The following is a 25,042-nucleotide window of genomic DNA, read 5'->3' as shown; positions in this document are numbered from 1 at the left end:
TGCGTTTCGCAATCCGTGAAGGCGGCCGTACTGTAGGTGCTGGTGTTGTTGCTAAAGTTATCGCTTAATCGCTGATAATTAAGAGCAAAAAAAGGGTGCTTCGGCACCCTTTTTTATTGCCTAAAATTTGTGTGCAAAAGCGTTCAAACTGCATTTGCAATAATAACCATTCTCATTTACAGTTAGTTCAAGATTTATGCGAAGCGTGGTTTATATGTACGTGTGTTTGTGCAATTCAGTCAGTGATAAAACGATCAGACAGGCAGTCAGACGTTACCAGCCGCAAACGTTCCAACAGTTGAGGAGTTTTGTTCCGGTAGGAACGCAATGTGGCAAATGTGTTCGTGCGGCACGACAAATAATGGAAGATGAATTACAGCAAATTCCTGATTTCAAAAACATCGCGTAAAAATACTTAGTTAAAAAGTGTGCCTTTTTTTTGACTTACTCTGAACCGGATCTACGCTTTAGATACCGGAACGGAGGAGTTACCTATGAAAGGCGATAAAAAAGTCATTGCACACCTCAATAAACTTCTTGGAAATGAACTGGTTGCTATCAATCAGTACTTTTTGCATGCCCGTATGTTTAAAAACTGGGGACTGATGCGTCTCAACGGTATCGAATATCACGAATCCATTGATGAAATGAAACATGCCGATATCTATATTGAGCGGATCCTCTTCCTGGAAGGGCTTCCTAACCTGCAGGATCTCGGCAAACTCAATATTGGTGAAGATGTTGAGGAAATGCTGAAATCTGATTTGCTGCTGGAACTTGAAGGGGCGAAGGATTTACGCGAAGGCATTGCTTATGCTGACTCGGTGCACGATTACGTCAGCCGCGATTTAATGATTAATATCCTGGCGGATGAAGAGCATCACATCGACTGGCTGGAAACCGAACTGGAACTCATCGGGCGTATTGGCATTCAGAACTACATCCAGTCTCAGCTGAAAGAAGAATCCCAGTAATTTCTGCTGTATTAACTCAACATCAGCCAGATTGTTTTGCTCTCCTGGCTGATGTAAATCAGCGCACCAGCCAGTGCCAGGCAGGGTCCGAAAGGCGTTTGCTCTGACATTTTATAAATACTTACCCTTACCAGTGTGAAAACGATCCCCGCAAGCGCGGCGAGAATACACAGATATGGCAACATCTGCCAGCCTACCCAGGCGCCAAGTGCTGCCAGGAGTTTAAAATCCCCGTACCCCATTCCCTCTTTGCCGCTGACTAACTTGACACTCCAGTACAAAAACCACAACGCCAGATAACCTGCGACCGCGCCATATAATGCATTCTGAAGTGTCACGCTGCCGTACAGAGAGTGGACGAGTAACCCGGCCCACAGCAAGGGCAGTGTCAGTCGGTCAGGAAGCAGGTAAGTTGCCAAATCAATCAGGCTTAATGCCAGAAGAAACCAGAACAGTAATAAGGCACTGAATAAACTCAGGGGAGTGGTAAACAGAAACGACAGACCAAGAAACATGGCGGCGCATCCTGCTTCTGTAAGGGGGTACCTTTTAGAGATCGTGGTTTTGCAATAATGGCATTTCCCCCGTAACAACAACCAGCTCAAAACCGGAATGTTCTGCCAGTATTTTAGCGGATGTATACAGGCGGGGCAGTGTGATGCCGGAAGGCTCAGATTAAACCCATGCTCTGTCAGTTGACCATCGTTCTGAATCATCAGCGGCAAGCGATAAACGACGACATTAAGAAAGCTGCCCAGCAGCAATCCCAAAACAGCGACGCAGGTGTGATAAAACCCGTCGGGTAATGATGTGATATAAGACAATTGCTGCCATCCTCCGTCCATGCTAAATATCTTCCTTGTTATGACATCTGCCCGTTAACGCAGTGTGAGTTGAGGAACACTGACGCTTCCTGTTGGTCCGTTACCTGTCACTATTGAGATGGCCACGACCTGAATACCGTATTCCTTATTGAGAATTTCAAGCCAGCGTAAAAGGGTGGTGTAAGGGATCTGCTCAAAGCTTAGGGCGACTCCCCGCTCATTCTGAGTAGTCTTAGGAAGTTGCAGGGATAAACCTGCCGCTGAGGTGTTAATAGCTTCCGTCAGCTTTTCTGTCTTAACTCGCAGTCCGGAAGGTGCCCCGAGACGCTGGGTTTGCTGAATCATCCATTCAAGCTGGTGATGTTGTGTGTTGACCCGTGCACGGGATTGGGCGATCCGGTTGTTGAGCGGGGTTAAAATACCGTACCAGATGCAAGTTACTGCCAACAGAAAAGCGGCAACCAGTATCAGCCATCTTTCCCGTTCATTTTTAAGCATCAGCCACTGTTTCATGATTTACTCCGCTGAGTTAGCGTGGCGGTGATACCCGCTGATGACGTGGCTAACTTAGAAATGGCAAAGTGAAAATCGCTTTCGGTCCGTTCGACGAAATCATCAATCGCCGCCCGGTCACCCGTAGTAATCTGCAGAGTGAACTGTTTCGTCTCTTGCTGAAAATCTAATTTATCTATGTCAATTTGCGGGCTCTGCCCCTGATAAGTCGTGAGTTTTGCCAGTGCAGGAAGAAAAGCCATGGGCACTTTTTTCATATTTTGTTCAAAATAGAACTTCAGATTACGGGTGTGTTTGTCCTGCGGAAACCAGGTTTGATGAAGTGCAAGCATCTCTTTTTTCAGTAATGATTCTTGCTGAGAAATCTGCCACCAGGTGAAAAGTTTGGCGCCGATAATCACTAGCACCGTGAGTATCGCCATGCTGGTTGCCACCCGTAGCAGATGACGTTCCCAGACGGATTCTTCTTTACGCACGGCGAACTCGCCCTGCAGCAGATTCACTGCTGACGGACAGTTATTCTTCATCATAATCAGGGGATGAAAAGGCAGATCAGCGCGCACCCAGCCAGCAGAAATCGATTTCTCATCTCCGTAGTAATGTAATGTCTCCGGCGTTGCGATTTTAAGTAGGGTATCGAGTAATACCTGCTCAACCTGGCAGCCTGAATATTCCGACTGTCGAAGGAGCCACTGCTTATCAAGCTTCATTATCGACCAGCCTTCTTCATGCCTGGGCAGCAGCAAGGCATCAATATAAATGTGCCTTATTGTCAGCCCTGCATCGCTAAATAGCCGAAGCCAGTTTCTTAAATAATCTGATTCAATACCCGCCACAAAGAGTGTCTGTTTTTCTCGATAAAGCTCAACCCAATGCAACGTATCGACATCGCTGGCAATACTTTCTTCAGTAAGATGGCCAATCATCTGGCGAGTAATTTTGTTTGCGTGTTGAGGCAGAGCGATCTGACGGAAAACTATTTCACTGGCCGGGATGAACAGACAAACATTACGTGCCGCAGGTTGTGTGGCGAGTTCTGATAAATGTTCGGTATCCGGCAGGCAATGGATATCGTTGTCACATTCTGCCTTATCCGTGAACCAATAGAGTGAGTGCTCTGGCGTAGTACCAGCCCTGATAAACAGCCTGTTGGCCAGATGAAGTTGTTCCATTTACTCAATTACCCGATAGCGACGTTGATAAATTTTGATTTTTGAATCCTGTGGATTGAATTGCACAAAACTGCTCATAGCATTTTGCTGTTCTTCAAACCGGCCTAGCGTATAGAGGACGAAGTATTGGCTGCGTACCGTCAGCAGCGGTTTTAATTCGCTGCTTTGGATTTCCAGACTAAAACGCTGTTTCTTCACCTCTTTCAGAAAAGCGTCAACAGAAACCCAGCCTCTGCGCGGTCGCGCTGAAATTAATCTGATTGCATCCTCCTGATTAATACCGCCAAGAAATAAGGCGCTTAACAGAGGAGCCTGTTCTTCGGTCAGCATATTCACATTAATTTGCTGAAACTCTTCGGGGAGAGTGCAAAGCTGATGTCGGATTTTTTTGAGTGGCAGAAGAGGGAGGTCGGGCAGCAGCGCCAGCTCATTCAGGGAAAAAAGACGTTGATTAGCTGCAGCGCGGGGCGGTATCAGCGTTTCGTAATACTCGGATTCCGCACCGGATGTTCGGGTCTCGTTATCGACATCAAGATAATCGCTGAGGGTATCAGCGAACCGCTCGGTTTCAACGGATGTTGCCTGCGCATCGAGAAGAAGTTGTTTCAGTACCTGCGTATTGTATGGTTCACCCTCTATCGTCGTGTCAGGCTCGTTATTACGCAGGCTGTTAATGTTAAAACAGTTTTGTCCATCCGCAATAATATAGTCCACTGAAAATCCATCCTGGCCGGTGAAGTGCCCTTGCTGAACGGCAAACTGATCGAGGTTGTTTTGAACAGGGTTTTCGGTAAGTTCTTTTTTCAGTCTCGGCAGGGCGATTTCTTCAGCGGCAAAGGTTAGCCAGCGTAATTGCTGTTGATTGAGTAACCAGCTTTGGCGGTGCTGGCTGACCTGAAATTGCAGCGTCATTTTTGCCGCTAATGCAGCCATGATGGCAAGGATCATTAAGACGATCAGTAGCGCCACACCCTGTTGCTTACTCATCGTTGGTGTTCTCCCCGTTTAAGGATACCGGAGCTGCGGATTCAGAACTTGCTTGCTCAGACGGCTTATCAGCTGACTCTGCCTTCGTCTCCTCAATTATTTGGGGCAGGAGGAATAACCGGCGTATTTCACCCATATCTTCCAGCGTGACAATGAGTTCGATGACTTTTGGAAAAGAATCCGTTTTGCTCCAGCTGTTGGTCCAGCCGCCGGAATAGAATCGCCAATGCAAAGAACTTACGCCTGTCAGCAGGGTAAAGGGCGTTATCGCTGATGAATCAGTCAGTGGCTGGGACGGAAGAGATTGTGCGCTGCGCGTCAGTGTGTGATCGGTAAATGTCCAGGTAACCCGTGTAAGATCACTGGCAAACAAGGGGGCTGATGCAGAATAACTGCCAATGGTTGTAAAACTTAATGATGTCTCAGAGGCTGATAAAAGAGCTCCTGCCACATCGGTTTGCCGTGGCAATATCTGGATCAGATCCCGTTCCAGCAAAGAAAATGTAGTCTGAATTACGGTCAGTCTTGCCGTGTGTTCTTGTGCTATTTCACTGTTTTTAACTGATGCGGAAAGGATCTGATAGGCCAGCAGGCTGAGAAGCGCAAATATCGTCATCGCAATCATGACTTCTATCAGCGTGAAACCTTGTTGTTTGGCTGGCTGCTGGCTGCTCATGGCTTCTCTGCCATTATCTGAGTCCAGCGGCTCACCGAAAGGATCGGTGAAAGGGCATCTTCTACCTGAAGAACGCGTACCTGGTTCTGGCTAATGTTGTTCTCTCTATCAAGGGTATGTTGCTGTTCAACAAACCATTCCTGCCCGGCTAGTGTTACTCGTCTTTTTTCTTTTTTTTCCGCTTTGATCTGTGTTTCTATCAGCGTATTTTCAGCAACCCAGCTGGCAAAGAGAGAAGTTCGAAAATGATCTACTGCGCTCATTTGCGAACTCAGGCTATTCAGTAATGCCAGAGCCGCCGTGGCGAAGATGCCGAGGGCAATGATTACTTCAATCAGAGTCATACCTTGCTGATTTTTAACACTACACGTTGAAGATATACGCATTATTTTCCAGACCTTCTGACATTGAATATCAGTGGCAGTCGTCCTTCAGAAATGATGCTGCAACAGGCCGGTTCAGATGCAGAGGAAGAAAAACTGAGTTCAAAGACTGAAAGTGTTCCGTCGGGCATAAAAACAATCTGTGGTGGGCGGTTGATAGATTTATTGAGGGCTAAAGGGCTGAGCGAAAGGGTTTCATTTTCCGCAAATTCACCGCTGACAGGCATGCGGGAAGATTCAATTTCTTGCCACTGAGGCTCACGTGTTAGTGGAATCAACGTTAGCGTGCCACCTAAAACCACAAACTGATAAGCGCCGGCCGTTAAGGAAAGCCCGAGCGGTTTTCCTTCCAGCACTGCGCGCTCAGCAGCATATTCCATCACTGTTTTCATTTGCTCAGCGCGTTGGATTTGTGAGTTGTCAGACGGTAAAACCATGACCACAACCCCTGCAGCAATGGCGAAAATGGCCATTACCATCAGTATTTCCAGCAGCGTAAAGCCGGATTGTTTGACCGCGGACAAGGTTAGTGATCCTTCTCAACCCAGTTCTTTATGTCATCTGCGGTGTTGGGCTCACTGTCAGGCCCGGCAGAAAAGACATCGATAGCCCCATGTTCACCTGGACTGACCAACATGTATTCGTTGCCCCAGGGATCGGCGGGCAAACGCTTTATGTATCCATCGTTACGATAATTGGCAGGTAGCGGGTTGATCGTGGGCAGGGTTACAAGGGCTTCAAGCGTTTGTTCGGTTGTTGGATAGCGATGGTTATCCAGCTTATACATGTCGAGGGCGTTCTCGAGGGCGACAATATCGCTGACGGCTTTTTGGGTATCTGCTCTTTCTTTGTTGCCCATTACATTAGGAACAACGAGCGCTGCCAGCACCCCGAGAATGACGATAACCACCATCAGTTCGATTAATGTAAAGCCTTGTTGCTTCTGAGTGCCAATGTACTGATTTTTTTGAATGTTTAACATGGAATGATACCTTTAACTGACCAGATTATTAAGCTGGAGAATCGGTTGTAAAATCGACATGATGATGAATAAAACAATACTGGCCATAGTGACAATCAGCAGTGGTTCAAATAGCGCCAATACCATTGAAAGCCGGTGTTGCATCAGCTTGTCCTGATTGTCTGCCGCGTGTGCCATAAGCTCGCCAAGACGCCCGCTTTGTTCACCGGAAGCAATCATGTAGAGCATCATGGGTGGGAAGAGGCGGGTTTGTTCCAGAACAGCAAAGAGTGAGCTGCCCTGACGAACATGTTCTGCCGCTTGGGTAAGTAAATAATGGATCCGGCGGTTAGTTATCCCTTCTGTTGAGATTTTCATCGCATCAAGTAAAGGAACGCCGCTCGATTGCAAGATACTGAGAGTCCGGGCATATCGGGCACTATTGATGGCCCTGATCAGTGGCCCTAAAACGACAACACCGAGCAACGCCGTATGAAAACGCATAAGATTATGCTTACGGCGCAGAGCCAGCCTGAAGGTAGCGATGAAAGCGATAACCACTATGGCAATCACCCACCATGTACGTTCCAGGAAACCACTGACGCCAATTAAAATACGGGTGGAGATGGGCAGCGTATGTTTCATATGCACAAACTGTTCAATGATTTGCGGGACGACGGCAACCAGCAAAATAACAATCACTAGAATGGCAATGATGGTGAGCATGGCCGGGTAAATCATGGCTTGCGACAACTTGCTTTTGATTTGCTGGCGGATTTCATAATAATCCGCCATTTTTTCCAGTACGGTGCCGAGTTGTCCGGTTCGTTCACCTGCCGTGACCAGTGTTCTGAACATCGGATCAAATAGGCGAGGAAAATCAGATAATGCATCGGCTAGCGTATGTCCCTCCACCACTTTGTTACGCACAGCGGTCAGCACTTGCGTGAGTCCGGCGTGCTCGGTTTGGCGGGCAATAACGGCAAGTGCGGCTTCTACGGGCAGGGCTGCATTGGTTAATGTGGCGAGCTGACGTGAGAATAGTGAAATGGCATGTGAAGGGACACGCGTTTTCAATCCTTTATTTTTACTATTTAGAGTTGTCAGCGAGTTGCCCACCTGCTTTATTTCAAGAAGCGTTAAACCCCGCTCGCGGACAATCTGGCGCGCCAGGCGGAGAGAATCGGCATCAATTACTCCTCGCTGCGTCTTGCCCGTCGGGGTGATTGCATGAAAGGCGAAGCGGCTCATGAGGGCGTTCCCCGTGTCGCTATCTCTTGTTCGGCAGTAACTCTGATCACTTCTTCCAGCGTAGTCTCGCCGCTAATGGTTTTAAGCAGTCCATTTTCCCGCAAGCTTCGGGCAGTTTTGCGATGAATGTTCTCAATGGAAAATTCATCCTGATTCTCATGAATAGCCTGACGTATAGCGTTATCAACAACCATGCATTCGTGGATAGCCGCCCTGCCTTTATAGCCCGTGAAATGGCATTGAGAACATCCGACGGCTTTAAAAACAGTGGCTGGTGGTTCAGGCAGAAAGTGGAATAAAGGAATGTGAGACACATCTAACGGGGACTGTCGGGTACAATGCGGGCAAAGGCGTCGCACGAGTCGCTGAGCCACCACGCCTAATAATGAGGAGGCGAGAAGGAAGGGCTCCAGACCCATATCCCGTAAACGGGTAATGGCACCGACGGCACTATTTGTATGCAATGTTGACATCACCAGATGGCCGGTCAGTGAAGCCTGCACCGCGATTTGAGCTGTTTCATTGTCGCGGATCTCACCGACCATGACTACATCCGGGTCCTGACGCAAAATCGCCCGCAAACCGAGCGCAAATGTCATTTCTACACGGGGGTTAACTTGCGTTTGCCCCACGCCCTCCAGTTCATACTCAATCGGGTCTTCGACAGTAAGAATGTTACGCTCGTTATTGTTGAGTGCAGAAAGAACTGCGTACAGAGTCGTGCTTTTACCTGAACCGGTCGGCCCGGTGACCAGAATGATCCCGTGAGGTTTACGGATTAATGCCGATAGCTGTTGTTCGTCCTGTGGAGACAGACCAAGTTGTGGAATCTCAAGACATAAATTATTTTTATCCAAAAGGCGCATCACCACACGCTCACCATATTGAGCTGGAATGGTCGATACGCGGATATCAATCGCCCGGTGACCGATACGTAACGAAATGCGACCATCCTGAGGTAAACGTTTTTCAGCGATATCCAGTTTCGCCATCACCTTGATGCGCGATACCAAGAACGGTGCCAGCTTGCGAGCCGGTTGCAGGATTTGCCGTAAGACGCCATCGATACGAAACCGGATACTGAGCATGCGTTCGAAGGTTTCGATATGGATATCCGAAGCACCCTCTTTGACTGCTTCAGAAAGCACCGCATTAATCAGACGGATGATCGGCGAATTTTCATCACTGGCCAGTAAGTCTTCGTTATCAGGTAATTCCTCAGACAAAGACAGAAGATCGACCTCGTTATCGATATCATCAATGATTTGTTGTGACTCGCCGCTGCTACGCTGGTAGGTTGCTGATAACTTTTCATCGAACAATGTCGTTTCCACTATTTCGACCGCCGTTATTTCACCCATGATCCGACGTACTTCGAGCAGTGTTTCCGCTGAAATGTCCTGTCGGCAAAAAAGTACGTTATCAAGCAGCGTTACGCCTTTTTGTTTGGCGTAGGTATAAGGCAGAACAGGGGAGGCTTGTTCCACAACGGGTCTATATAGCACTTCGTTATCACTGTTCATGGCTTATCCACTAAACGGATTACGAGGTTTGCCGTCATCAGGCGTGGTGGATATGGATGCTTTTGGCACATTGTTCCCAGGATAGTCAGGCAAAATAGAACGGGTATTTGGCGTGAGCAGATCCTGATGGTCCTCATCCTGACGCGTTTTTTGAATTTTTTGAAAGTGCGAATATTTCTTATTGGAAATGGAAGAGTAAACCTCATCATCACGAATAATGGTCGGCCTGATAAACACCATCAGATTACGTTTTGCTGATTCAGTGCTGGTATAGCGGAACAAATTGCCTATCCACGGAATATCACCCAACAGAGGAACTTTGGATTTGGTTTCTTTGGTACTGTCATCCAGCAAACCGCCCAGGACTACAGTTTCACCCGTACGAACCAGCACGGCATTGGAAATGGTGCGGGTATTGAAGGTCGGACCAAGACTAGAGTTAGTTGAAGTATCAACGCTGGAAACTTCCTGTTCGATTTCCATCAGCACAGAGTCACCTTCATTGATCTGCGGAGTGACTTTTAATTTTGTGCCGACGGTTTTGTAAACCACGCTGCTATAAATGTTATCGCCAGATGTAGTTTGTGAGCCGGACAGGGAGGGGACTTCCTGACCGACGTTGAATGAGGCTTCTTTATTATCGAGAGTGACAATGCTTGGGGTGGCAAGAATATCGTTTTTATTACTGGTGGATAACGCAGTGAGTAAGACATTCCAGTCACCGCTAAAGAAGCCTGCGGTCATGCCATTGAAGGTCTGCAAAGTGCTGCTCAGAGGATTATCGCTGCTGATAATGCCCTCTTTTTTGTACTGGCGAACTCCGGCCGCAACGGTCGATATTGGCGCGCCGGTTCCGGTAAATTGTGTTCCACCAACCTGGTTGTTGCTCCACTGGATACCCAGATTAAGCCCGTTGCCATCCTGTACTTCGACAATAATGGCTTCGACTAACACCTGTGCACGGCGGATATCGAGCTTGGTGATGACCTGTTCGAGTGACTGCATCACATCCTGCTGTGCAGTAATGACGATGGAGTTTGTTTGTTCATCTGCAGTGATGCTCATCGGCTTGTTAGACGCGCCGGAAGGCTGAGCTGTTTTGCCTTCTTTCATCTCTTCTGTGATGCCAGTAAGTACGGGAACGATTTTTTCCGCTTTGGCATATTTCAGATAGAAAACACGCGTATTGCCCTGAGATGACTGGTCTTTATCAAGCTGACTAACCAGTTTTGCTGCGCGGCTGCGCACACCTTCTGGCCCGCTGATGATTAGGGTATTGGTTCTCTCATCCGCGACGATTTTGGCTTGTAATATGGACGATGATTGTCCTTTAGATTCCTCGCGAACCAGGTTGTTCATCATCTCAGCCATTTCCGGGGCAGAAGCATATTTTAGTTTAATGGTTTGCCTTTGCTGGTCACCCATCGCGTCAACGCGTTCGACAAGCTTAATAAGCCGGTTGACCACCGATGCCCGGCCCGTCAGAAGCAAAACATTGGAGGGTTCGTAATGAACAACATTCCCTACTCCGGTACTGTCATTCATCTGGCGAAGCAAAGGTGCTAACTCTCTGACCGGCACATTAAGAAGCGTTACGACGCGGGTGATAATTTCATCTCCCTTGCCGGGGTTGTTTTTGTCTGCAACGGGCACGCCAGACATTTTGGCATTCGCTGAACGCACGACCTTCAGTAGCCCGTTGTCCATGGGGATCACAGCAAAACCATAGACATCCAGCACGCTGAGAAAAAATTGATAGTATTGTTCTTCATTCAAAACATCATAACTTCTGACAGAAACAGTTCCCTGCACGGAGGGATCGATAAGGATAGTTTTATTCAGATTTTTACTTACCGTATCAATAAACTCTTTAATATCCGTGCCTTTAAAGCTCGCAGTAAACTCTTCCGCGTGTACAATCCCTGGAAGGGTGGCAAATAATATGCATGCCTTTACTAGGAGAGAGTTAATGAACTTCTTCATGACTTTCTGTATCCAACGATGTTTCGATAGTGGCTAGATTTATATAGATATTCTGAAGTTGATTTTCTCTCAGAACGGTAAGTTGTACATCCCTCAGGCTTGCCAGTTGTTCAATGTATTTATCTGCTGTTGCAGTGTCGTCGAGAGATTGCCCATTTATTTTGATGACGAACTCGCCTGGAATAAGTCCCGCTCTAAGATAAACATTGCGGCTCGTTTTGGGATTGAATCTATAACCTGTAAGTTTCTCATCTTTATATACGGGGTTGGCAACTAAATAATGCATTAAGTATTTTGCGTGTTCTTTGTTTGCCCTCTGTTTTTGTGGTTCTGGGCGTTTATTATCCTGAGCTTTATCACTGAGGTATAAAATCGCTGTTCCCTTGGGGGTGCGTATTAAAACTTCGTCTGGTTTTACTGACTGCAAGTAAGCGTTTTCCACATCAGCAAGCTTTTCACCTTCACGGTAACTATGCTGACCCGTCGGTCCTTGAAGAATAGCCAGTGAGCGCCGACTGTCAGTACTTGTCAGAACTCCCTTAAGGAATAAGGGAAGCTTAACGCTAGTCGCTGGTGATCGAGTTACCTCTTTAATCACTGCATTTCTGCGTTTTTCAAATAGTGTGCCGGGTATATTGATAAAAATTTTGGCGTCGGTGGAGGTCTTGGGCAGGAACCCAAAACTTTCCCTGCTATTTAGCACAGTAAAAGCGATTGTTGAGCAACAAATCATTGTGAGTATGAATGTAATGACAATAAGTATTCCTGTCTTCAATGATATATTTGGCCGATGCCCTTTATTCCAGATGGCATACATGTATTGGATCATTCCCTTGTGCTTTCGTTATTCCAGTGGGTTACTTATTAGGCTATATTATACGCAGAAAAACATTGATTCACATTAATACATGTTCAATACGAATGAGGTTGTGTTTCTTGATTTTCAGATTTATTCCTCTTTCGGTTTTTTATTTAAAAACATTCATTGAATGTATAAATGGTTATGGGTATCGGTATGTACCGCGATTACTTTAATTTTGTCACGCTTCCCTTTTTGGAAGGTAATTATTTCAATAATATACGTTTGTTGGCCGCTCAGGATTTTATTCTGCAGAAGTTGAATCAGGGAGGTATCGCGATAATCGATGGTAACAAAGGTGTTGGTAAAACGCGACTGGCGCACGAGATTGCCAGAAAAAGTCAATGCCGGGTATTGAATTTAAGTGCAGCGTCTTTGAATGGCGCAGACAGTGAAAGCCTTGGACAATTACTAGCCTTTTGTTTTCATTTAAAGAAATGGCAAACATTACCAGCCTCGATTCTCACTATGCGAATTGCAGAATCCTTTGTCCACAATGAGGACCCCACAGAGCCCTGGTTGGTCGTGATCGATAATGCTGAAAACCTCACGCCAGAAAGTTATGAGTTTTTACGTACATTCAAAACTTATCCGCAATCTCTGCGTGTCTCATTCCTGCTAGTAGAAGAACATAAGGGGAGTAAAGGCCGCGGCAGGCACCATAAGATGGGGCTACCACATGCGGTTTACTCTCTGTCTCCAATGAGTCTCGCAGAAACCTCGGACTATCTGTCCCAAAGGATGCAATCAGCCGGAGGGGAGCCAACCCTTTTTAACAAACCACTCGTCAAATTGTTGCACAGTGCTGCTGGTGGGCGGTTTCGGCTTATTAATGAACTGGCAACAGATTCACTTAACAGCGCATATGCAGAAAAAACACAGTCAGTCACTTATCGGCAAATGAAAGTCTGCCTCGAAGCCCGAGGACTGACGCTTGGCAAAAGGAAATGTCTCACGTTTCTCATTGCGTGTTACATGCTTTTGGGCAGTGTTTTGGGATGGACTTATTTAGGTTATGTAAAGCCATACCTGCCGCTGTTGGCGACGTTTTCCGAAAGGCTGCATGAAATCCCTGCTGCGGCCAAAAAACTGAGTGATGTTGGAAGTAACGAGCGTAACGGAATGCGTCAGCTCTTTCAGGTGTGGGGTTATGACGTGCCAACTAATGATGCGTTCTGTGATCAGGCCGTCCGTGCACAGCTCACCTGTAAAAAGGGTAAGGCAACCTTAGAGACCTTAGTCCAGGACGGAATTCCCTGGTTAAGTCCGATTACAGCAGATAAACAGACCGTGTACGCTACCGTTGTGAAGGTCACTGATGAGGAGTTAGATATTCTTATTAAAGATGAGACGTGGACGGTTCAGCGCAGCTGGTTTAACGAAGTTTGGGGTGGCGAATATATCCAGCTATTTCCGCAGACTCCGAGCGGTAAAAACGCCATCAACAATACAAGCCCTGAAGCTGACACCGCTTGGTTAGATATGACACTGAGCAAAATCCTGAACCTGCCATTCGGTAAAACGGGTCAGTGGGACAAAGATTTGATCAGGAAGGTTAAATTATTCCAACAACGGGAAGGTCTTATTGTTGATGGAAGGGTAGGTAAGGGCACACTGATGCAAATCGCTAAACGTACCGGCAACATGCCCGTGCTGCTTACAGAAGAAGAGCTCTAGGTTAAAATGCAAAACATTCATTTATCGGCTTACACAAGCCATTTAAACAAACAAAAAGTGAAGGTGGTAGTGCATCGCCCGCTCAGAAAAAGCCTTTATTCTCTGGGATTAGGTTGCCTATGCTTGTTGGCTGGTGCGATGGCAGGGGCTTATCTTCATATAAGTTATCTTAACTGGCAGAGTTACCGGATAGGTGTCAGTGAAGAATCCCGTCTTCCTTATAAGCAATCCCCCTTACATTACATCTATCAGGACAAAGCGATGCCTGCTGTTAGTCAGTCGGCCGATAGTGATGACGATACAAATGCTGATGAACAACTGCTGGAAGATACTTCATCTATGGAAAATGAGGCTCCGGAAGAGGCGCCGACAGGCGAAAGCGATGAAAGTCAAATCATGAAGTTAGATGAGGGAAGCCCGGATATACCATTACAAGAGTGGTTGGAAAAAGCGATGTTGGAACAGCAACAAGAAGAGAAGAGCGCAAAATAAAAGCATTTTTTTTGTAGTTCGGATTGCTTCTTACTGGTGTTTAAGTATAATGCGCGGGCTTACCTAATCTTGGTAGGCCTGGTTCAATGAGAATCAGATGGCCGATAAGTTTACTTGCCGGTCAACAATACTCCCGATATGGGGGTTATGTGAAGAACGATTACACTCTCCCATCAATCGAAATGGGTTTGAGGAGTAATCATTTACGTTTAAAATAATTGGAGCTCTGGTCTCATGCAGAACCAAAGAATCCGTATCCGCCTGAAAGCGTTTGATCATCGTCTGATCGATCAATCAACTGCGGAAATCGTTGAGACTGCGAAGCGCACTGGTGCGCAAGTTCGTGGTCCAATCCCGCTGCCGACCCGCAAAGAGCGCTTTACCATCCTGATTTCTCCGCACGTCAATAAAGATGCGCGCGATCAGTATGAAATTCGCACTCACAAGCGTCTGGTTGACATCGTTGAGCCAACCGAGAAAACCGTTGATGCTCTGATGCGTCTGGATCTGGCTGCTGGTGTAGACGTGCAGATCAGCCTGGGTTAATCAGGGTCATTGAGCGATTGAGAGGTTGAAACAATGATTGGTTTAGTCGGTAAGAAAGTGGGTATGACTCGTATCTTCACTGAAGATGGCGTTTCTATCCCTGTAACCGTTATCGAAATTGAAGCAAACCGCGTTACTCAGGTCAAAGACCTGGACAACGACGGTTACCGCGCTGTGCAGGTTACTACTGGTAGCAAAAAAGCTAACCGTGTAACCAAACCAGAAGCGGGTCACTTCGCTAAAGCTGGCGTAGAAGCTGGCCGCGGTCTGTGGGAATTCCGCCTTGCAGAAGGTGAAGAGTTCACTGCAGGTCAGAACATTAGCGTTGAAATTTTCGCAGACGTTAAGAAAGTTGATGTTACCGGTACTTCTAAAGGTAAAGGTTTTGCTGGCACAGTTAAGCGCTGGAATTTCCGTACCCAAGACGCTACCCATGGTAACTCCTTGTCTCACCGTGTTCCGGGTTCTATCGGTCAGAACCAGACTCCGGGCAAAGTGTTCAAAGGCAAGAAAATGGCAGGCCAACTGGGTAACGAGCGTGTAACCGTTCAAAGCCTGGACGTAGTACGTGTTGACGCTGAGCGCAACCTGCTGCTGGTCAAGGGTGCTGTTCCGGGTGCTACCGGTGGCAACCTGATCGTTAAACCTGCTGTTAAGGCTTAACGTCGAGGAGATAGGAATGGAATTAGTAGTGAAAGACGCGCAGAGCGCGCTGACTGTTTCCGAAACTACCTTCGGGCGTGATTTCAATGAAGCGCTGGTACACCAGGTCGTTGTTGCTTATGCAGCAGGTGCCCGTCAAGGTACTCGCGCTCAGAAGACCCGTGCTGAAGTAACCGGTTCCGGTAAAAAACCTTGGCGTCAGAAAGGTACTGGCCGTGCGCGTTCAGGTTCTGTAAAGAGCCCGATCTGGCGTTCCGGTGGTGTAACCTTCGCTGCAAAGCCACAGGACCACAGTCAAAAAGTAAATAAAAAGATGTACCGCGGCGCGCTGAAAAGCATCCTGTCCGAACTGGTACGTCAAGATCGTTTGATCGTTGTCGAGACGTTCTCTGTAGAAGCGCCTAAAACTAAGCTGCTGGCACAGAAACTGAAAGACATGGCTCTGGAAGACGTGCTGATTGTAACTGGCGAAGTCGACGAGAATCTGTTCCTGGCCGCACGTAACCTGTACAAGGTTGACGTTCGCGATGTAGCAGGTATCGATCCAGTAAGCCTGATCGCCTTCGACAAAGTAGTTATGACTGCTGACGCTGTGAAGCAAGTTGAGGAGATGCTGGCATGATTCGTGAAGAACGTCTGCTGAAAGTGCTGCGCGCGCCGCACGTTTCTGAAAAAGCGTCTACTGCGATGGAAAAGAACAATACCATCGTTCTCAAAGTTGCCAAAGACGCGACTAAAGCGGAAATCAAAGCTGCGGTTTCGAAACTGTTTGAAGTCGAAGTCGAAGATGTGAACACCTTGCTGGTTAAAGGCAAAGTTAAACGTCACGGTCAGCGTGTTGGTCGTCGTAGCGACTGGAAAAAAGCTTACGTAACCCTGAAAGAAGGCCAGAATCTGGACTTCATCAGCGGCGCTGAGTAAGTCGGAGGAGTAAGAACAATGGCAATTGTTAAATGTAAACCTACATCTCCGGGTCGTCGCCACGTTGTTAAAGTGGTTAACCCTGAGCTGCACAAGGGTAAACCTTATGCTCCGCTGCTTGAAAAACTGAGCAAAAGCGGTGGCCGTAACAACAATGGCCGTATCACCACCCGTCATATCGGTGGTGGCCACAAACAGCATTATCGTCTGGTTGACTTCAAACGCAACAAAGATGGTATCGCTGCAGTGGTTGAGCGTCTGGAGTACGATCCGAACCGTTCCGCGAATATCGCGCTGGTTCTGTACAAAGACGGCGAACGCCGTTATATCCTGGCGCCGAAAGGCCTGAAAGTGGGTGACCAGATCCAATCTGGTGTTGATGCTGCAATCAAGACAGGTAACACCCTGCCTATGCGCAACATCCCAGTAGGTTCAACGGTTCATAACGTAGAAATGAAACCAGGTAAAGGCGGCCAGATGGCTCGCTCAGCCGGTGCCTACGTTCAGATCGTTGCTCGTGACGGTTCCTACGTAACTCTGCGTCTGCGCTCTGGCGAAATGCGTAAAGTTCAAGTTGATTGCCGCGCCACCTTAGGTGAAGTCGGTAACTCTGAACATATGCTTCGCGTTCTGGGTAAAGCAGGTGCTGCTCGTTGGCGTGGTATTCGTCCTACCGTTCGCGGTACTGCGATGAACCCAGTCGATCACCCACACGGTGGTGGTGAAGGTCGTAACTTTGGTAAGCACCCGGTAACTCCATGGGGCGTTCAAACCAAAGGTAAGAAGACCCGTAGCAACAAGCGTACTGATAAATTCATTGTACGTCGCCGTAGCAAAAAATAATTAGAGGATAAGCCATGCCACGTTCTCTCAAGAAAGGTCCTTTTATTGACCTGCACTTGCTGAAGAAGGTAGAGAAAGCGGTGGAAAGCGGTGACAAGAAGCCTTTGCGCACTTGGTCCCGTCGTTCAACGATCTTTCCTAACATGATCGGTTTGACCATCGCTGTCCATAATGGTCGTCAGCACGTACCAGTATTTGTTTCCGATGAAATGGTCGGTCACAAACTGGGTGAATTCGCGCCGACTCGTACTTATCGCGGCCATGCGGCTGATAAAAAAGCTAAAAAGCGCTAAGGTAGGAGGAAGAGATGGAAACTATCGCTAAACATCGCCACGCTCGTTCTTCTGCTCAGAAGGTTCGCCTTGTTGCTGACCTGATTCGCGGTAAGAAAGTGTCGCAAGCTCTGGAAACTCTGGCCTATACCAACAAGAAAGCTGCTGGTCTGGTTAAGAAGGTACTGGAGTCTGCCATTGCTAACGCAGAACACAACGATGGCGCTGACATCGATGATCTGAAAGTCACGAAGATTTTCGTAGACGAAGGCCCAAGCATGAAGCGCATTATGCCGCGTGCTAAAGGTCGTGCAGATCGCATTCTGAAGCGCACCAGCCACATTACTGTGGTTGTGTCCGATCGCTGAGACTCTGGAGACTAGCAATGGGTCAGAAAGTACATCCTAATGGTATTCGACTGGGTATTGTCAAACCTTGGAACTCTACTTGGTATGCAAATACCAAAGATTTCGCTGACAACCTGGACGGCGACTTTAAAGTTCGTCAGTTCCTGACTAAGGAATTGGCGAAAGCTTCCGTTTCTCGCATCGTTATCGAGCGTCCAGCGAAGAGCATCCGTGTGACTATTCACACTGCTCGTCCTGGCATCGTTATCGGCAAGAAAGGCGAAGATGTCGAAAAACTGCGTAAGGTCGTAGCGGATATCGCTGGCGTTCCTGCGCAGATTAACATCGCCGAAGTCCGTAAACCGGAACTGGACGCAAAATTGGTTGCTGACAGCATCACTTCACAGCTGGAACGTCGTGTTATGTTCCGTCGTGCTATGAAGCGTGCAGTACAGAACGCAATGCGTCTTGGCGCTAAAGGTATCAAAGTTGAAGTAAGCGGCCGTCTTGGCGGTGCTGAAATCGCGCGTACTGAATGGTACCGTGAAGGTCGTGTTCCGTTGCACACTCTGCGTGCGGATATCGATTACAACACATCTGAAGCGCACACCACTTACGGTGTAATCGGCGTTAAGGTATGGATCTTCAAAGGTGAGATCCTGGGTGGTATGGCTGCAGTTGAACAACCGGAACCGGCTGCTCAACCTAAAAAGCAGCAGCGTAAAGGCCGCAAGTAAGGAGAGTCGCTGATGTTACAACCAAAGCGTACAAAATTCCGTAAGGTGCACAAGGGCCGCAACCGTGGTCTTGCGCAAGGTACGGATGTGAGCTTCGGCACTTACGGTCTGAAAGCTGTTGGCCGTGGTCGTCTGACTGCTCGTCAAATTGAAGCAGCACGTCGTGCGATGACCCGTGCAGTTAAGCGTCAAGGTAAGATCTGGATCCGAGTATTCCCGGACAAACCGATCACCGAGAAACCGCTCGAAGTTCGTATGGGTAAAGGTAAAGGCAACGTAGAGTATTGGGTTGCTTTGATCCAGCCTGGTAAAGTCCTGTACGAAATGGACGGTGTGCCTGAAGAGCTGGCTCGTGAAGCCTTCCAGCTGGCAGCAGCCAAACTGCCTATCAAAACCACCTTTGTAACTAAGACGGTGATGTAATGAAAGCACAAGAGCTGCGCGAAAAAAGCGTGGAAGAGCTGAACACTGAGTTGCTGAACCTTTTGCGTGAGCAGTTTAACCTGCGCATGCAAACGGCAAGCGGCCAGTTGCAGCAAACACACCTGTTGAAGCAAGTGCGTCGTGATGTAGCACGTGTGAAAACTTTACTGACTGAAAAGGCGGGTGCGTAATGACTGACAAGATCCGTACTCTGCAGGGTCGTGTAATCAGTAACAAAATGGAAAAATCCATTGTTGTTGCGATTGAGCGCGTGGTGAAACACCCGATTTACGGTAAGTTCATCAAACGTACGACTAAATTGCACGTACATGACGAGAACAATGAATGTGGTATCGGCGACGTTGTGGAAATCAGCGAATGCCGTCCACTGTCTAAGACTAAGTCTTGGACCTTGGTTCGCGTTGTAGAGAAAGCGATTCTGTAATACAGTAGCGCCTCTCAAAAATAGATAAACGGCTCATGTACGTGGGCCGTTTATTTTTTCTACCCATAATCGGGAACCGGTGTTATAATGCCGCGCCCTCATATTGTGGGGATTTCTTAACGACCTATCCTGGGTCCTAAAGTTGTAGTTGACATTAGCGGAGCACTAACATGATCCAAGAACAGACTATGCTGACCGTGGCCGACAACTCCGGTGCACGTCGCGTAATGTGTATCAAGGTTCTAGGTGGCTCGCACCGTCGCTACGCAGGCGTCGGCGACATCATCAAAATTACCATCAAGGAAGCAATTCCTCGCGGTAAGGTGAAGAAAGGCGATGTGCTGAAGGCGGTAGTGGTGCGCACCAAGAAGGGTGTTCGTCGCCCGGACGGTTCTGTCATTCGCTTCGATGGTAATGCATGCGTTATTTTAAACAATAACAGCGAGCAGCCAATCGGCACGCGTATTTTTGGGCCGGTAACTCGTGAACTGCGTAATGAGAAGTTCATGAAAATTATCTCTCTGGCACCAGAAGTACTCTAAGGAGCGAACCATGGCAGCGAAAATCCGTCGTGATGACGAAGTTATCCTGCTTACCGGTAAAGATAAAGGTAAGCGCGGTAAAGTAAAAAATGTACTGTCTTCTGGCAAAGTCATTGTTGAAGGTATCAACCTGGTTAAGAAACATCAGAAGCCTGTACCGGCCCTGAACCAACCAGGCGGCATCGTTGAAAAAGAAGCTGCAATTCCGGTTTCTAACGTTGCTCTCTTCAACACGGCTACTGGTAAGGCGGACCGTGTAGGCTTTAGATTCGAAGATGGCAAAAAAGTCCGTTTCTTCAAATCTAACAGCGTAACTATCAAGTAATTTGGAGTAGTACGATGGCGAAACTGCATGATTACTACAAAGACGATGTCGTAAAAAAACTCATGGCTGAGTTTGGTTACAATTCTGTCATGCAAGTCCCTCGGGTCGAGAAGATCACCCTGAACATGGGTGTTGGTGAAGCGATCGCTGACAAGAAACTGCTGGATAACGCAGCAGCTGACCTGGCAGCAATCTCCGGTCAAAAACCGTTGATCACCAAAGCACGCAAATCAGTTGCAGGCTTCAAAATTCGTCAGGGCTATCCGATCGGCTGTAAAGTAACCCTCCGCGGCGAACGCATGTGGGAGTTCTTTGAGCGTCTGGTCTCCATTGCTGTTCCACGTATTCGTGACTTCCGCGGCTTGTCTGCTAAGTCTTTCGATGGTCGTGGTAACTACAGCATGGGCGTGCGTGAACAGATCATCTTCCCGGAAATCGATTATGATAAAGTCGATCGCGTTCGTGGTTTAGATATTACTATCACCACTACTGCGAAATCCGATGATGAAGGCCGTGCATTGCTGACAGCCTTTAACTTCCCGTTCCGCAAGTAAGGCAGGGTTACTAATGGCTAAGCAATCCATGAAAGCACGCGAAGTCGTTCGCGTAAAACTGGCTGATAAATACCGCGCTAAACGCGAGGAATTGAAAGCTATTATCTCTGGTGTGAACTCATCCGACGAAGATCGTTGGGATGCAGTTCTTAAGCTGCAGTCTCTGCCGCGTGATTCCAGCCCGTCTCGTCAGCGTAACCGCTGCCGTCAAACTGGTCGTCCGCATGCTTTCCTGCGGAAGTTCGGGTTGAGCCGTATTAAGGTCCGTGAAGCCGCTATGCGCGGTGAAATTCCGGGTCTTAAGAAGGCTAGCTGGTAATTGTCACCAATTGAATCACGGGAGTAAAGACAGATGAGCATGCAAGATCCGATCGCGGATATGCTGACCCGTATCCGTAACGGTCAAGCCGCGAACAAAGTTGCGGTCACCATGCCTTCCTCCAAGCTGAAAGTGGCTATTGCCAACGTGCTGAAGGAAGAAGGCTACATTGAAGAATTTAAAATCGAAGGCGACGCTAAGCCTGAACTGGAATTAGTACTGAAGTACTTCCAGGGCAAGGCAGTGGTAGAAAGCATTCAACGTATCAGCCGTCCAGGCCTGCGCATCTACAAGAAAAAAGATGAGCTGCCAAAAGTTATGGCCGGTATGGGTATCGCTGTTATTTCTACCTCTAAAGGTGTTATGACCGATCGTGCAGCTCGCCAGGCTGGTCTTGGTGGCGAGATTATCTGCTACGTAGCTTAATTGGGAGGAAAGAATGTCTCGTGTTGCAAAAGCACCCGTCGTCATTCCTGCCGGCGTAGAGGTAAAACTCAACGGTCAGGTTATTTCGATTAAGGGTAAAAACGGCGAGCTGTCACGTACTATCCATGACGCTGTTGTAGTTAAGCAGGAAGAAAATACACTGACTTTCGCTCCACGCGAAGGCGCTGTAGACGGTTGGGCCCAAGCGGGTACCACTCGTGCACTGTTGAACTCTATGGTTGTAGGTGTTACCGACGGCTTCACTAAAAAGCTTCAACTGGTAGGTGTTGGTTATCGTGCTGCTGTTAAAGGCAACGTGGTGAATTTAGCCTTAGGCTTCTCTCACCCGGTCGATCATCAACTGCCGGAAGGCATCACTGCAGAATGTCCGACCCAAACTGAAATCGTGCTGAAAGGCGCTGATAAACAGGTTATCGGTCAGGTTGCTGCGGATTTACGTGCCTACCGTCGTCCTGAGCCTTATAAAGGCAAGGGTGTCCGTTACGCCGACGAAGTCGTGCGTACCAAAGAGGCTAAGAAGAAGTAAGGTAACACTATGGATAAGAAATCTGCTCGTATCCGTCGTGCGACCCGCGCACGCCGCAAGCTCAAAGAATTGGGTGCGACTCGTCTGGTGGTACATCGTACCCCGCGTCATATTTACGCACAGGTTATCGCACCAAACGGTTCTGAAGTAATAGTTGCTGCATCTACTGTAGAAAAAACTATCACTGAGCAACTGAAGTATACCGGCAACAAAGATGCTGCCACTGCTGTAGGTAAAGCTATCGCAGAACGCGCATTGGAAAAAGGGATTACGAAAGTATCCTTTGACCGTTCCGGTTTCCAATATCATGGTCGAGTCCAGGCACTGGCAGATGCTGCCCGTGAAGCTGGCCTTCAGTTCTAAGGAAGAGGTTTAAGATGGCTCACATCGAAAAACAAGCTGGCGAACTGCAGGAAAAGCTGATCGCGGTAAACCGCGTATCTAAAACCGTAAAAGGTGGCCGTATCTTCAGCTTTACCGCACTGACAGTTGTTGGTGATGGTAACGGTCGCGTTGGTTTTGGCTACGGCAAAGCACGCGAAGTTCCGGCAGCGATCCAGAAAGCGATGGAAAAAGCCCGTCGCAACATGATGAATGTCGCGCTGAATAGCGGCACCCTGCAGCATCCTGTTAAAGGTGCTCATACGGGTTCCCGTGTGTTCATGCAGCCGGCTTCCGAAGGTACCGGTATTATCGCCGGTGGTGCAATGCGCGCCGTCCTGGAAGTTGCAGGGGTTCATAACGTATTGGCTAAAGCTTATGGTTCCACCAACCCGATCAACGTGGTTCGTGCAACTATCGATGCTTTGGCAAATATGAAATCCCCACAAATGGTCGCTGCCAAGCGTGGTAAATCCGTTGAAGAAATTCTGGGGTAATTAACCATGGCAAAGACTATTAAAGTTACACAAACTCGCAGTTCCATTGGCCGTCTGCCGAAGCATAAAGCTACTCTGCTGGGCCTGGGTCTGCGTCGTATTGGTCACACCGTTGAGCGCGAGGATACTCCTGCTGTACGCGGTATGATCAACCTGGTTTCCTACATGGTTAAGGTTGAGGAGTAAGAGATGCGTTTAAATACTCTGTCTCCGGCTGATGGTGCCAAACAAGCGCCAAGGCGTGTAGGTCGTGGTATTGGTTCTGGCCTGGGTAAAACCGGCGGTCGTGGTCACAAAGGTCAGAACTCACGTTCTGGTGGTGGCGTACGTCGTGGTTTTGAAGGTGGTCAGATGCCTTTATATCGTCGTTTGCCGAAATTCGGCTTCACCTCCCGCAAAGCTATGATCACGGCAGAAGTTCGTCTGTCTGAACTGGCTCTGGTGGAAGGCGACGTGATCGACCTGAACGCGCTGAAAGCCGCTAACGTGGTTGGTATCCAGATCGAGTTCGCGAAAGTAATCCTTTCTGGCGAAGTCGGTCGTGCGGTAACTCTGCGTGGTTTGCGTGTCACCAAAGGCGCTCGTGTTGCTATCGAAGCTGCTGGCGGTAAAATTGAGGAATAAGTAGCAGATGGCTAAGCAACCGGGATTAGATTTTCAAAGTGCCAAGGGTGGACTAGGCGAACTGAAGCGCAGACTTTTGTTTGTTATCGGTGCGCTGATTGTTTTCCGTATCGGCTCTTTTATTCCGATCCCTGGTATTGATGCCACTGTACTTGCCAAATTGCTCGAGCAGCAAAGAGGTACCATCATTGAAATGTTTAATATGTTCTCTGGTGGTGCCCTTAGCCGTGCTTCAATCTTTGCTCTGGGGATCATGCCGTATATTTCGGCATCGATCATTATCCAGCTGTTAACGGTGGTTCATCCAGCGTTAGCTGAAATAAAGAAAGAAGGGGAGGCTGGCCGTCGTAAGATTAGCCAGTACACCCGTTACGGTACGCTGGTATTGGCAGTGTTTCAGTCAATCGGTATTGCTACCGGTCTGCCGAACATGCCTGGTATGCAGGGTCTGGTGTTAAATCCAGGCTTTGCGTTCTACTTTACTGCAGTTGTGAGCTTAGTGACCGGGACAATGTTCCTGATGTGGCTGGGGGAGCAGATTACTGAACGAGGTATCGGTAACGGTATTTCCATCATAATCTTTGCAGGTATCGTAGCGGGTCTCCCGCCGGCGATTGCCCATACTATCGAACAAGCTCGGCAAGGCGACCTGCACTTCCTCCTGTTGCTGTTGGTTGCAGTTTTAGTGTTTGCAGTGACTTTCTTTGTGGTGTTTGTTGAACGTGGTCAACGTCGTATCGTCGTTAACTATGCTAAGCGCCAACAAGGTCGTCGTGTCTATGCAGCACAGAGCACGCACTTACCGTTGAAAGTGAATATGGCCGGGGTTATCCCAGCGATCTTCGCTTCCAGCATTATTCTGTTCCCGGCCACGATTGCATCATGGTTTGGGGGTGGGACTGGTTGGAACTGGCTGACTACGATTTCGCTGTATTTGCAGCCTGGACAACCGCTTTATGTGTTACTCTATGCGACTGCAATCATCTTCTTCTGTTTCTTTTATACTGCGTTGGTTTTCAACCCGCGTGAGACAGCAGATAACCTGAAGAAGTCCGGTGCATTTGTACCAGGAATTCGTCCGGGAGAGCAAACGGCGAAGTACATCGATAAAGTAATGACTCGCTTAACCTTAATTGGTGCGATGTATATTACTTTCATCTGCCTTATCCCGGAGTTCATGCGTGACGCGATGAAAGTTCCATTCTACTTTGGTGGTACTTCTCTACTGATCGTAGTCGTCGTTATCATGGACTTTATGGCTCAAGTGCAAACTCTGATGATGTCAAGTCAGTATGAGTCTGCATTGAAGAAAGCAAACCTGAAAGGCTATAACCGCTAATCTGGTGAGTTTGCGA

39 protein-coding genes and 1 pseudogene are annotated in these 25,042 nt (G+C 48.0%); 27 read left to right on the top strand and 13 right to left on the bottom strand.

All coding sequences use genetic code 11. From position 1 onward, the window contains the following. The 3 genes from HGO41_RS25885 to bfr all read left to right on the top strand — a co-directional run. On the top strand, positions 1-68 hold a 68-nt coding region (locus tag HGO41_RS25885), incomplete at its 5' end, for an EF-Tu C-terminal domain-related protein (protein ID WP_130634147.1). 146 nt (positions 69-214) lie between these two features. Continuing rightward, positions 215-409: a bacterioferritin-associated ferredoxin gene (gene bfd / locus HGO41_RS23885; protein ID WP_112197974.1), complete on the top strand. Its 195-nt coding sequence runs from the start codon at positions 215-217 to the stop codon at positions 407-409. A gap of 85 nt (positions 410-494) precedes the next feature. Next, a complete protein-coding gene (bfr, locus tag HGO41_RS23880; RefSeq protein WP_013573672.1) occupies positions 495-974 on the top strand; it encodes a bacterioferritin in 480 nt (159 codons plus the stop codon). Between the two features lie 11 nt (positions 975-985). On the opposite strand, the gene HGO41_RS25975 is transcribed toward bfr, so the two are convergent. The 13 genes and pseudogenes from HGO41_RS25975 to gspC all read right to left on the bottom strand — a co-directional run bounded on the left by HGO41_RS25975 (position 986) and on the right by gspC (position 12,064). Then, positions 986-1,489, bottom strand: coding sequence for a prepilin peptidase (locus HGO41_RS25975; RefSeq protein ID WP_014411536.1), 504 nt, complete (start codon positions 1,487-1,489; stop codon positions 986-988). 42 nt (positions 1,490-1,531) lie between these two features. Continuing rightward, positions 1,532-1,690 (bottom strand): annotated as a pseudogene (locus HGO41_RS25970) (prepilin peptidase); the annotation flags it as partial. A 162-nt stretch (positions 1,691-1,852) separates the two neighbouring features. After that, positions 1,853-2,311 carry a type II secretion system protein M gene (locus tag HGO41_RS23865; RefSeq protein WP_112197973.1) on the bottom strand — a complete coding sequence of 153 codons (459 nt, stop codon included), beginning with the start codon at positions 2,309-2,311 and terminating at the stop codon, positions 1,853-1,855. Next, on the bottom strand, positions 2,308-3,483 hold the full coding sequence (gene gspL, locus HGO41_RS23860; protein ID WP_013573675.1) for a type II secretion system protein GspL: 1,176 nt from the start codon (positions 3,481-3,483) through the stop codon (positions 2,308-2,310). Before gspL ends, HGO41_RS23865 begins: the two co-directional genes overlap by 4 nt. Continuing rightward, on the bottom strand, positions 3,484-4,470 hold the full coding sequence (gspK, locus tag HGO41_RS23855; protein WP_121019987.1) for a type II secretion system minor pseudopilin GspK: 987 nt from the start codon (positions 4,468-4,470) through the stop codon (positions 3,484-3,486). Beyond that, entirely contained in the window at positions 4,463-5,146 is a 684-nt protein-coding gene (gene gspJ, locus HGO41_RS23850) for a type II secretion system minor pseudopilin GspJ (RefSeq protein WP_217244498.1), read from the bottom strand. Before gspJ ends, gspK begins: the two co-directional genes overlap by 8 nt. Further along, positions 5,143-5,532, bottom strand: a complete 390-nt coding sequence (gene gspI, locus HGO41_RS23845) for a type II secretion system minor pseudopilin GspI (protein ID WP_112152596.1) — start codon at positions 5,530-5,532, stop codon at positions 5,143-5,145. Before gspI ends, gspJ begins: the two co-directional genes overlap by 4 nt. Next, a complete protein-coding gene (gene gspH, locus HGO41_RS23840) occupies positions 5,532-6,053 on the bottom strand; it encodes a type II secretion system minor pseudopilin GspH (RefSeq protein WP_037035596.1) in 522 nt (173 codons plus the stop codon). Before gspH ends, gspI begins: the two co-directional genes overlap by 1 nt. 2 nt (positions 6,054-6,055) lie before the next feature. Next, positions 6,056-6,511, bottom strand: a complete 456-nt coding sequence (gene gspG / locus HGO41_RS23835; RefSeq protein ID WP_013573680.1) for a type II secretion system major pseudopilin GspG — start codon at positions 6,509-6,511, stop codon at positions 6,056-6,058. Between the two features lie 12 nt (positions 6,512-6,523). Then, positions 6,524-7,741 (bottom strand): type II secretion system inner membrane protein GspF, encoded by a 1,218-nt coding sequence (gene gspF, locus HGO41_RS23830; protein WP_014411537.1) that lies wholly within the window; start codon positions 7,739-7,741, stop codon positions 6,524-6,526. Next, the gene (gene gspE, locus HGO41_RS23825; protein ID WP_013573682.1) at positions 7,738-9,264 is read right to left on the bottom strand and encodes a type II secretion system ATPase GspE; all 1,527 of its coding nucleotides are present in this window, start codon (positions 9,262-9,264) and stop codon (positions 7,738-7,740) included. The genes gspF and gspE overlap by 4 nt, the downstream gene beginning before the upstream one ends. 3 nt (positions 9,265-9,267) lie before the next feature. Then, positions 9,268-11,247 (bottom strand): type II secretion system secretin GspD, encoded by a 1,980-nt coding sequence (gspD, locus tag HGO41_RS23820; protein ID WP_013573683.1) that lies wholly within the window; start codon positions 11,245-11,247, stop codon positions 9,268-9,270. Further along, entirely contained in the window at positions 11,231-12,064 is an 834-nt protein-coding gene (gene gspC / locus HGO41_RS23815) for a type II secretion system protein GspC (protein ID WP_013573684.1), read from the bottom strand. Before gspC ends, gspD begins: the two co-directional genes overlap by 17 nt. A 198-nt stretch (positions 12,065-12,262) precedes the next feature. Between gspC and HGO41_RS23810 the strand changes: the two genes are divergently transcribed. The 24 genes from HGO41_RS23810 (at position 12,263) to secY (ending at position 25,026) form a co-directional block, all read left to right on the top strand. Beyond that, positions 12,263-13,783, top strand: a complete 1,521-nt coding sequence (locus HGO41_RS23810; RefSeq protein ID WP_112197971.1) for an ExeA family protein — start codon at positions 12,263-12,265, stop codon at positions 13,781-13,783. Positions 13,784-13,789: 6 nt separating this feature from the next. Further along, positions 13,790-14,275, top strand: a complete 486-nt coding sequence (locus HGO41_RS23805; RefSeq protein WP_013573686.1) for a type II secretion system protein GspB, cryptic system variant — start codon at positions 13,790-13,792, stop codon at positions 14,273-14,275. Between the two features lie 234 nt (positions 14,276-14,509). Then, on the top strand, positions 14,510-14,821 hold the full coding sequence (gene rpsJ, locus HGO41_RS23800; protein ID WP_009639175.1) for a 30S ribosomal protein S10: 312 nt from the start codon (positions 14,510-14,512) through the stop codon (positions 14,819-14,821). 33 nt (positions 14,822-14,854) lie between these two features. Next, the gene (rplC, locus tag HGO41_RS23795) at positions 14,855-15,484 is read left to right on the top strand and encodes a 50S ribosomal protein L3 (protein WP_013573687.1); all 630 of its coding nucleotides are present in this window, start codon (positions 14,855-14,857) and stop codon (positions 15,482-15,484) included. A gap of 16 nt (positions 15,485-15,500) precedes the next feature. Continuing rightward, the gene (rplD, locus tag HGO41_RS23790) at positions 15,501-16,106 is read left to right on the top strand and encodes a 50S ribosomal protein L4 (protein ID WP_013573688.1); all 606 of its coding nucleotides are present in this window, start codon (positions 15,501-15,503) and stop codon (positions 16,104-16,106) included. Continuing rightward, entirely contained in the window at positions 16,103-16,405 is a 303-nt protein-coding gene (rplW, locus tag HGO41_RS23785) for a 50S ribosomal protein L23 (protein WP_013573689.1), read from the top strand. Before rplD ends, rplW begins: the two co-directional genes overlap by 4 nt. Positions 16,406-16,423: 18 nt before the next feature. Further along, a complete protein-coding gene (rplB, locus tag HGO41_RS23780) occupies positions 16,424-17,248 on the top strand; it encodes a 50S ribosomal protein L2 (RefSeq protein WP_013573690.1) in 825 nt (274 codons plus the stop codon). 14 nt (positions 17,249-17,262) lie between these two features. Beyond that, on the top strand, positions 17,263-17,541 hold the full coding sequence (gene rpsS, locus HGO41_RS23775) for a 30S ribosomal protein S19 (protein ID WP_004929772.1): 279 nt from the start codon (positions 17,263-17,265) through the stop codon (positions 17,539-17,541). A 14-nt stretch (positions 17,542-17,555) separates the two neighbouring features. After that, positions 17,556-17,888: a 50S ribosomal protein L22 gene (rplV, locus tag HGO41_RS23770; RefSeq protein ID WP_004391423.1), complete on the top strand. Its 333-nt coding sequence runs from the start codon at positions 17,556-17,558 to the stop codon at positions 17,886-17,888. A gap of 17 nt (positions 17,889-17,905) precedes the next feature. Next, positions 17,906-18,604: a 30S ribosomal protein S3 gene (rpsC, locus tag HGO41_RS23765; RefSeq protein ID WP_013573691.1), complete on the top strand. Its 699-nt coding sequence runs from the start codon at positions 17,906-17,908 to the stop codon at positions 18,602-18,604. A 12-nt stretch (positions 18,605-18,616) separates the two neighbouring features. After that, positions 18,617-19,027, top strand: a complete 411-nt coding sequence (rplP, locus tag HGO41_RS23760; protein ID WP_009639183.1) for a 50S ribosomal protein L16 — start codon at positions 18,617-18,619, stop codon at positions 19,025-19,027. Next, positions 19,027-19,218: a 50S ribosomal protein L29 gene (rpmC, locus tag HGO41_RS23755; protein WP_013573692.1), complete on the top strand. Its 192-nt coding sequence runs from the start codon at positions 19,027-19,029 to the stop codon at positions 19,216-19,218. The genes rplP and rpmC overlap by 1 nt, the downstream gene beginning before the upstream one ends. Further along, positions 19,218-19,472, top strand: a complete 255-nt coding sequence (gene rpsQ, locus HGO41_RS23750; RefSeq protein WP_013573693.1) for a 30S ribosomal protein S17 — start codon at positions 19,218-19,220, stop codon at positions 19,470-19,472. The genes rpmC and rpsQ overlap by 1 nt, the downstream gene beginning before the upstream one ends. Before the next feature lie 170 nt (positions 19,473-19,642). Beyond that, on the top strand, positions 19,643-20,014 hold the full coding sequence (rplN, locus tag HGO41_RS23745) for a 50S ribosomal protein L14 (protein ID WP_008457164.1): 372 nt from the start codon (positions 19,643-19,645) through the stop codon (positions 20,012-20,014). Positions 20,015-20,024: 10 nt separating this feature from the next. Next, positions 20,025-20,339, top strand: coding sequence for a 50S ribosomal protein L24 (rplX, locus tag HGO41_RS23740; protein WP_013573694.1), 315 nt, complete (start codon positions 20,025-20,027; stop codon positions 20,337-20,339). A gap of 14 nt (positions 20,340-20,353) precedes the next feature. After that, positions 20,354-20,893 (top strand): 50S ribosomal protein L5, encoded by a 540-nt coding sequence (rplE, locus tag HGO41_RS23735; protein WP_013573695.1) that lies wholly within the window; start codon positions 20,354-20,356, stop codon positions 20,891-20,893. A gap of 13 nt (positions 20,894-20,906) precedes the next feature. Continuing rightward, entirely contained in the window at positions 20,907-21,212 is a 306-nt protein-coding gene (rpsN, locus tag HGO41_RS23730) for a 30S ribosomal protein S14 (protein WP_013573696.1), read from the top strand. Between the two features lie 33 nt (positions 21,213-21,245). Next, the gene (gene rpsH, locus HGO41_RS23725; RefSeq protein WP_013573697.1) at positions 21,246-21,638 is read left to right on the top strand and encodes a 30S ribosomal protein S8; all 393 of its coding nucleotides are present in this window, start codon (positions 21,246-21,248) and stop codon (positions 21,636-21,638) included. A gap of 13 nt (positions 21,639-21,651) precedes the next feature. Then, on the top strand, positions 21,652-22,185 hold the full coding sequence (rplF, locus tag HGO41_RS23720; protein WP_013573698.1) for a 50S ribosomal protein L6: 534 nt from the start codon (positions 21,652-21,654) through the stop codon (positions 22,183-22,185). Positions 22,186-22,194: 9 nt separating this feature from the next. Next, positions 22,195-22,548 carry a 50S ribosomal protein L18 gene (rplR, locus tag HGO41_RS23715; protein ID WP_013573699.1) on the top strand — a complete coding sequence of 118 codons (354 nt, stop codon included), beginning with the start codon at positions 22,195-22,197 and terminating at the stop codon, positions 22,546-22,548. A gap of 14 nt (positions 22,549-22,562) precedes the next feature. Beyond that, a complete protein-coding gene (gene rpsE / locus HGO41_RS23710; RefSeq protein ID WP_013573700.1) occupies positions 22,563-23,063 on the top strand; it encodes a 30S ribosomal protein S5 in 501 nt (166 codons plus the stop codon). Between the two features lie 6 nt (positions 23,064-23,069). Further along, the gene (gene rpmD, locus HGO41_RS23705) at positions 23,070-23,249 is read left to right on the top strand and encodes a 50S ribosomal protein L30 (protein WP_013573701.1); all 180 of its coding nucleotides are present in this window, start codon (positions 23,070-23,072) and stop codon (positions 23,247-23,249) included. Positions 23,250-23,252: 3 nt separating this feature from the next. Further along, positions 23,253-23,687 (top strand): 50S ribosomal protein L15, encoded by a 435-nt coding sequence (rplO, locus tag HGO41_RS23700; RefSeq protein ID WP_013573702.1) that lies wholly within the window; start codon positions 23,253-23,255, stop codon positions 23,685-23,687. Between the two features lie 7 nt (positions 23,688-23,694). Continuing rightward, complete coding sequence (gene secY / locus HGO41_RS23695) at positions 23,695-25,026, top strand: preprotein translocase subunit SecY (protein WP_013573703.1); 1,332 nt, start codon at positions 23,695-23,697, stop codon at positions 25,024-25,026. Positions 25,027-25,042 lie beyond the last annotated feature (16 nt).

Source organism: Rahnella sp. CG8 (genome assembly GCF_023701875.1).
Classification (GTDB): Bacteria; Pseudomonadota; Gammaproteobacteria; order Enterobacterales; family Enterobacteriaceae; genus Rahnella; species Rahnella aceris.
This window is presented reverse-complemented; position numbering and strand designations above follow the sequence as displayed.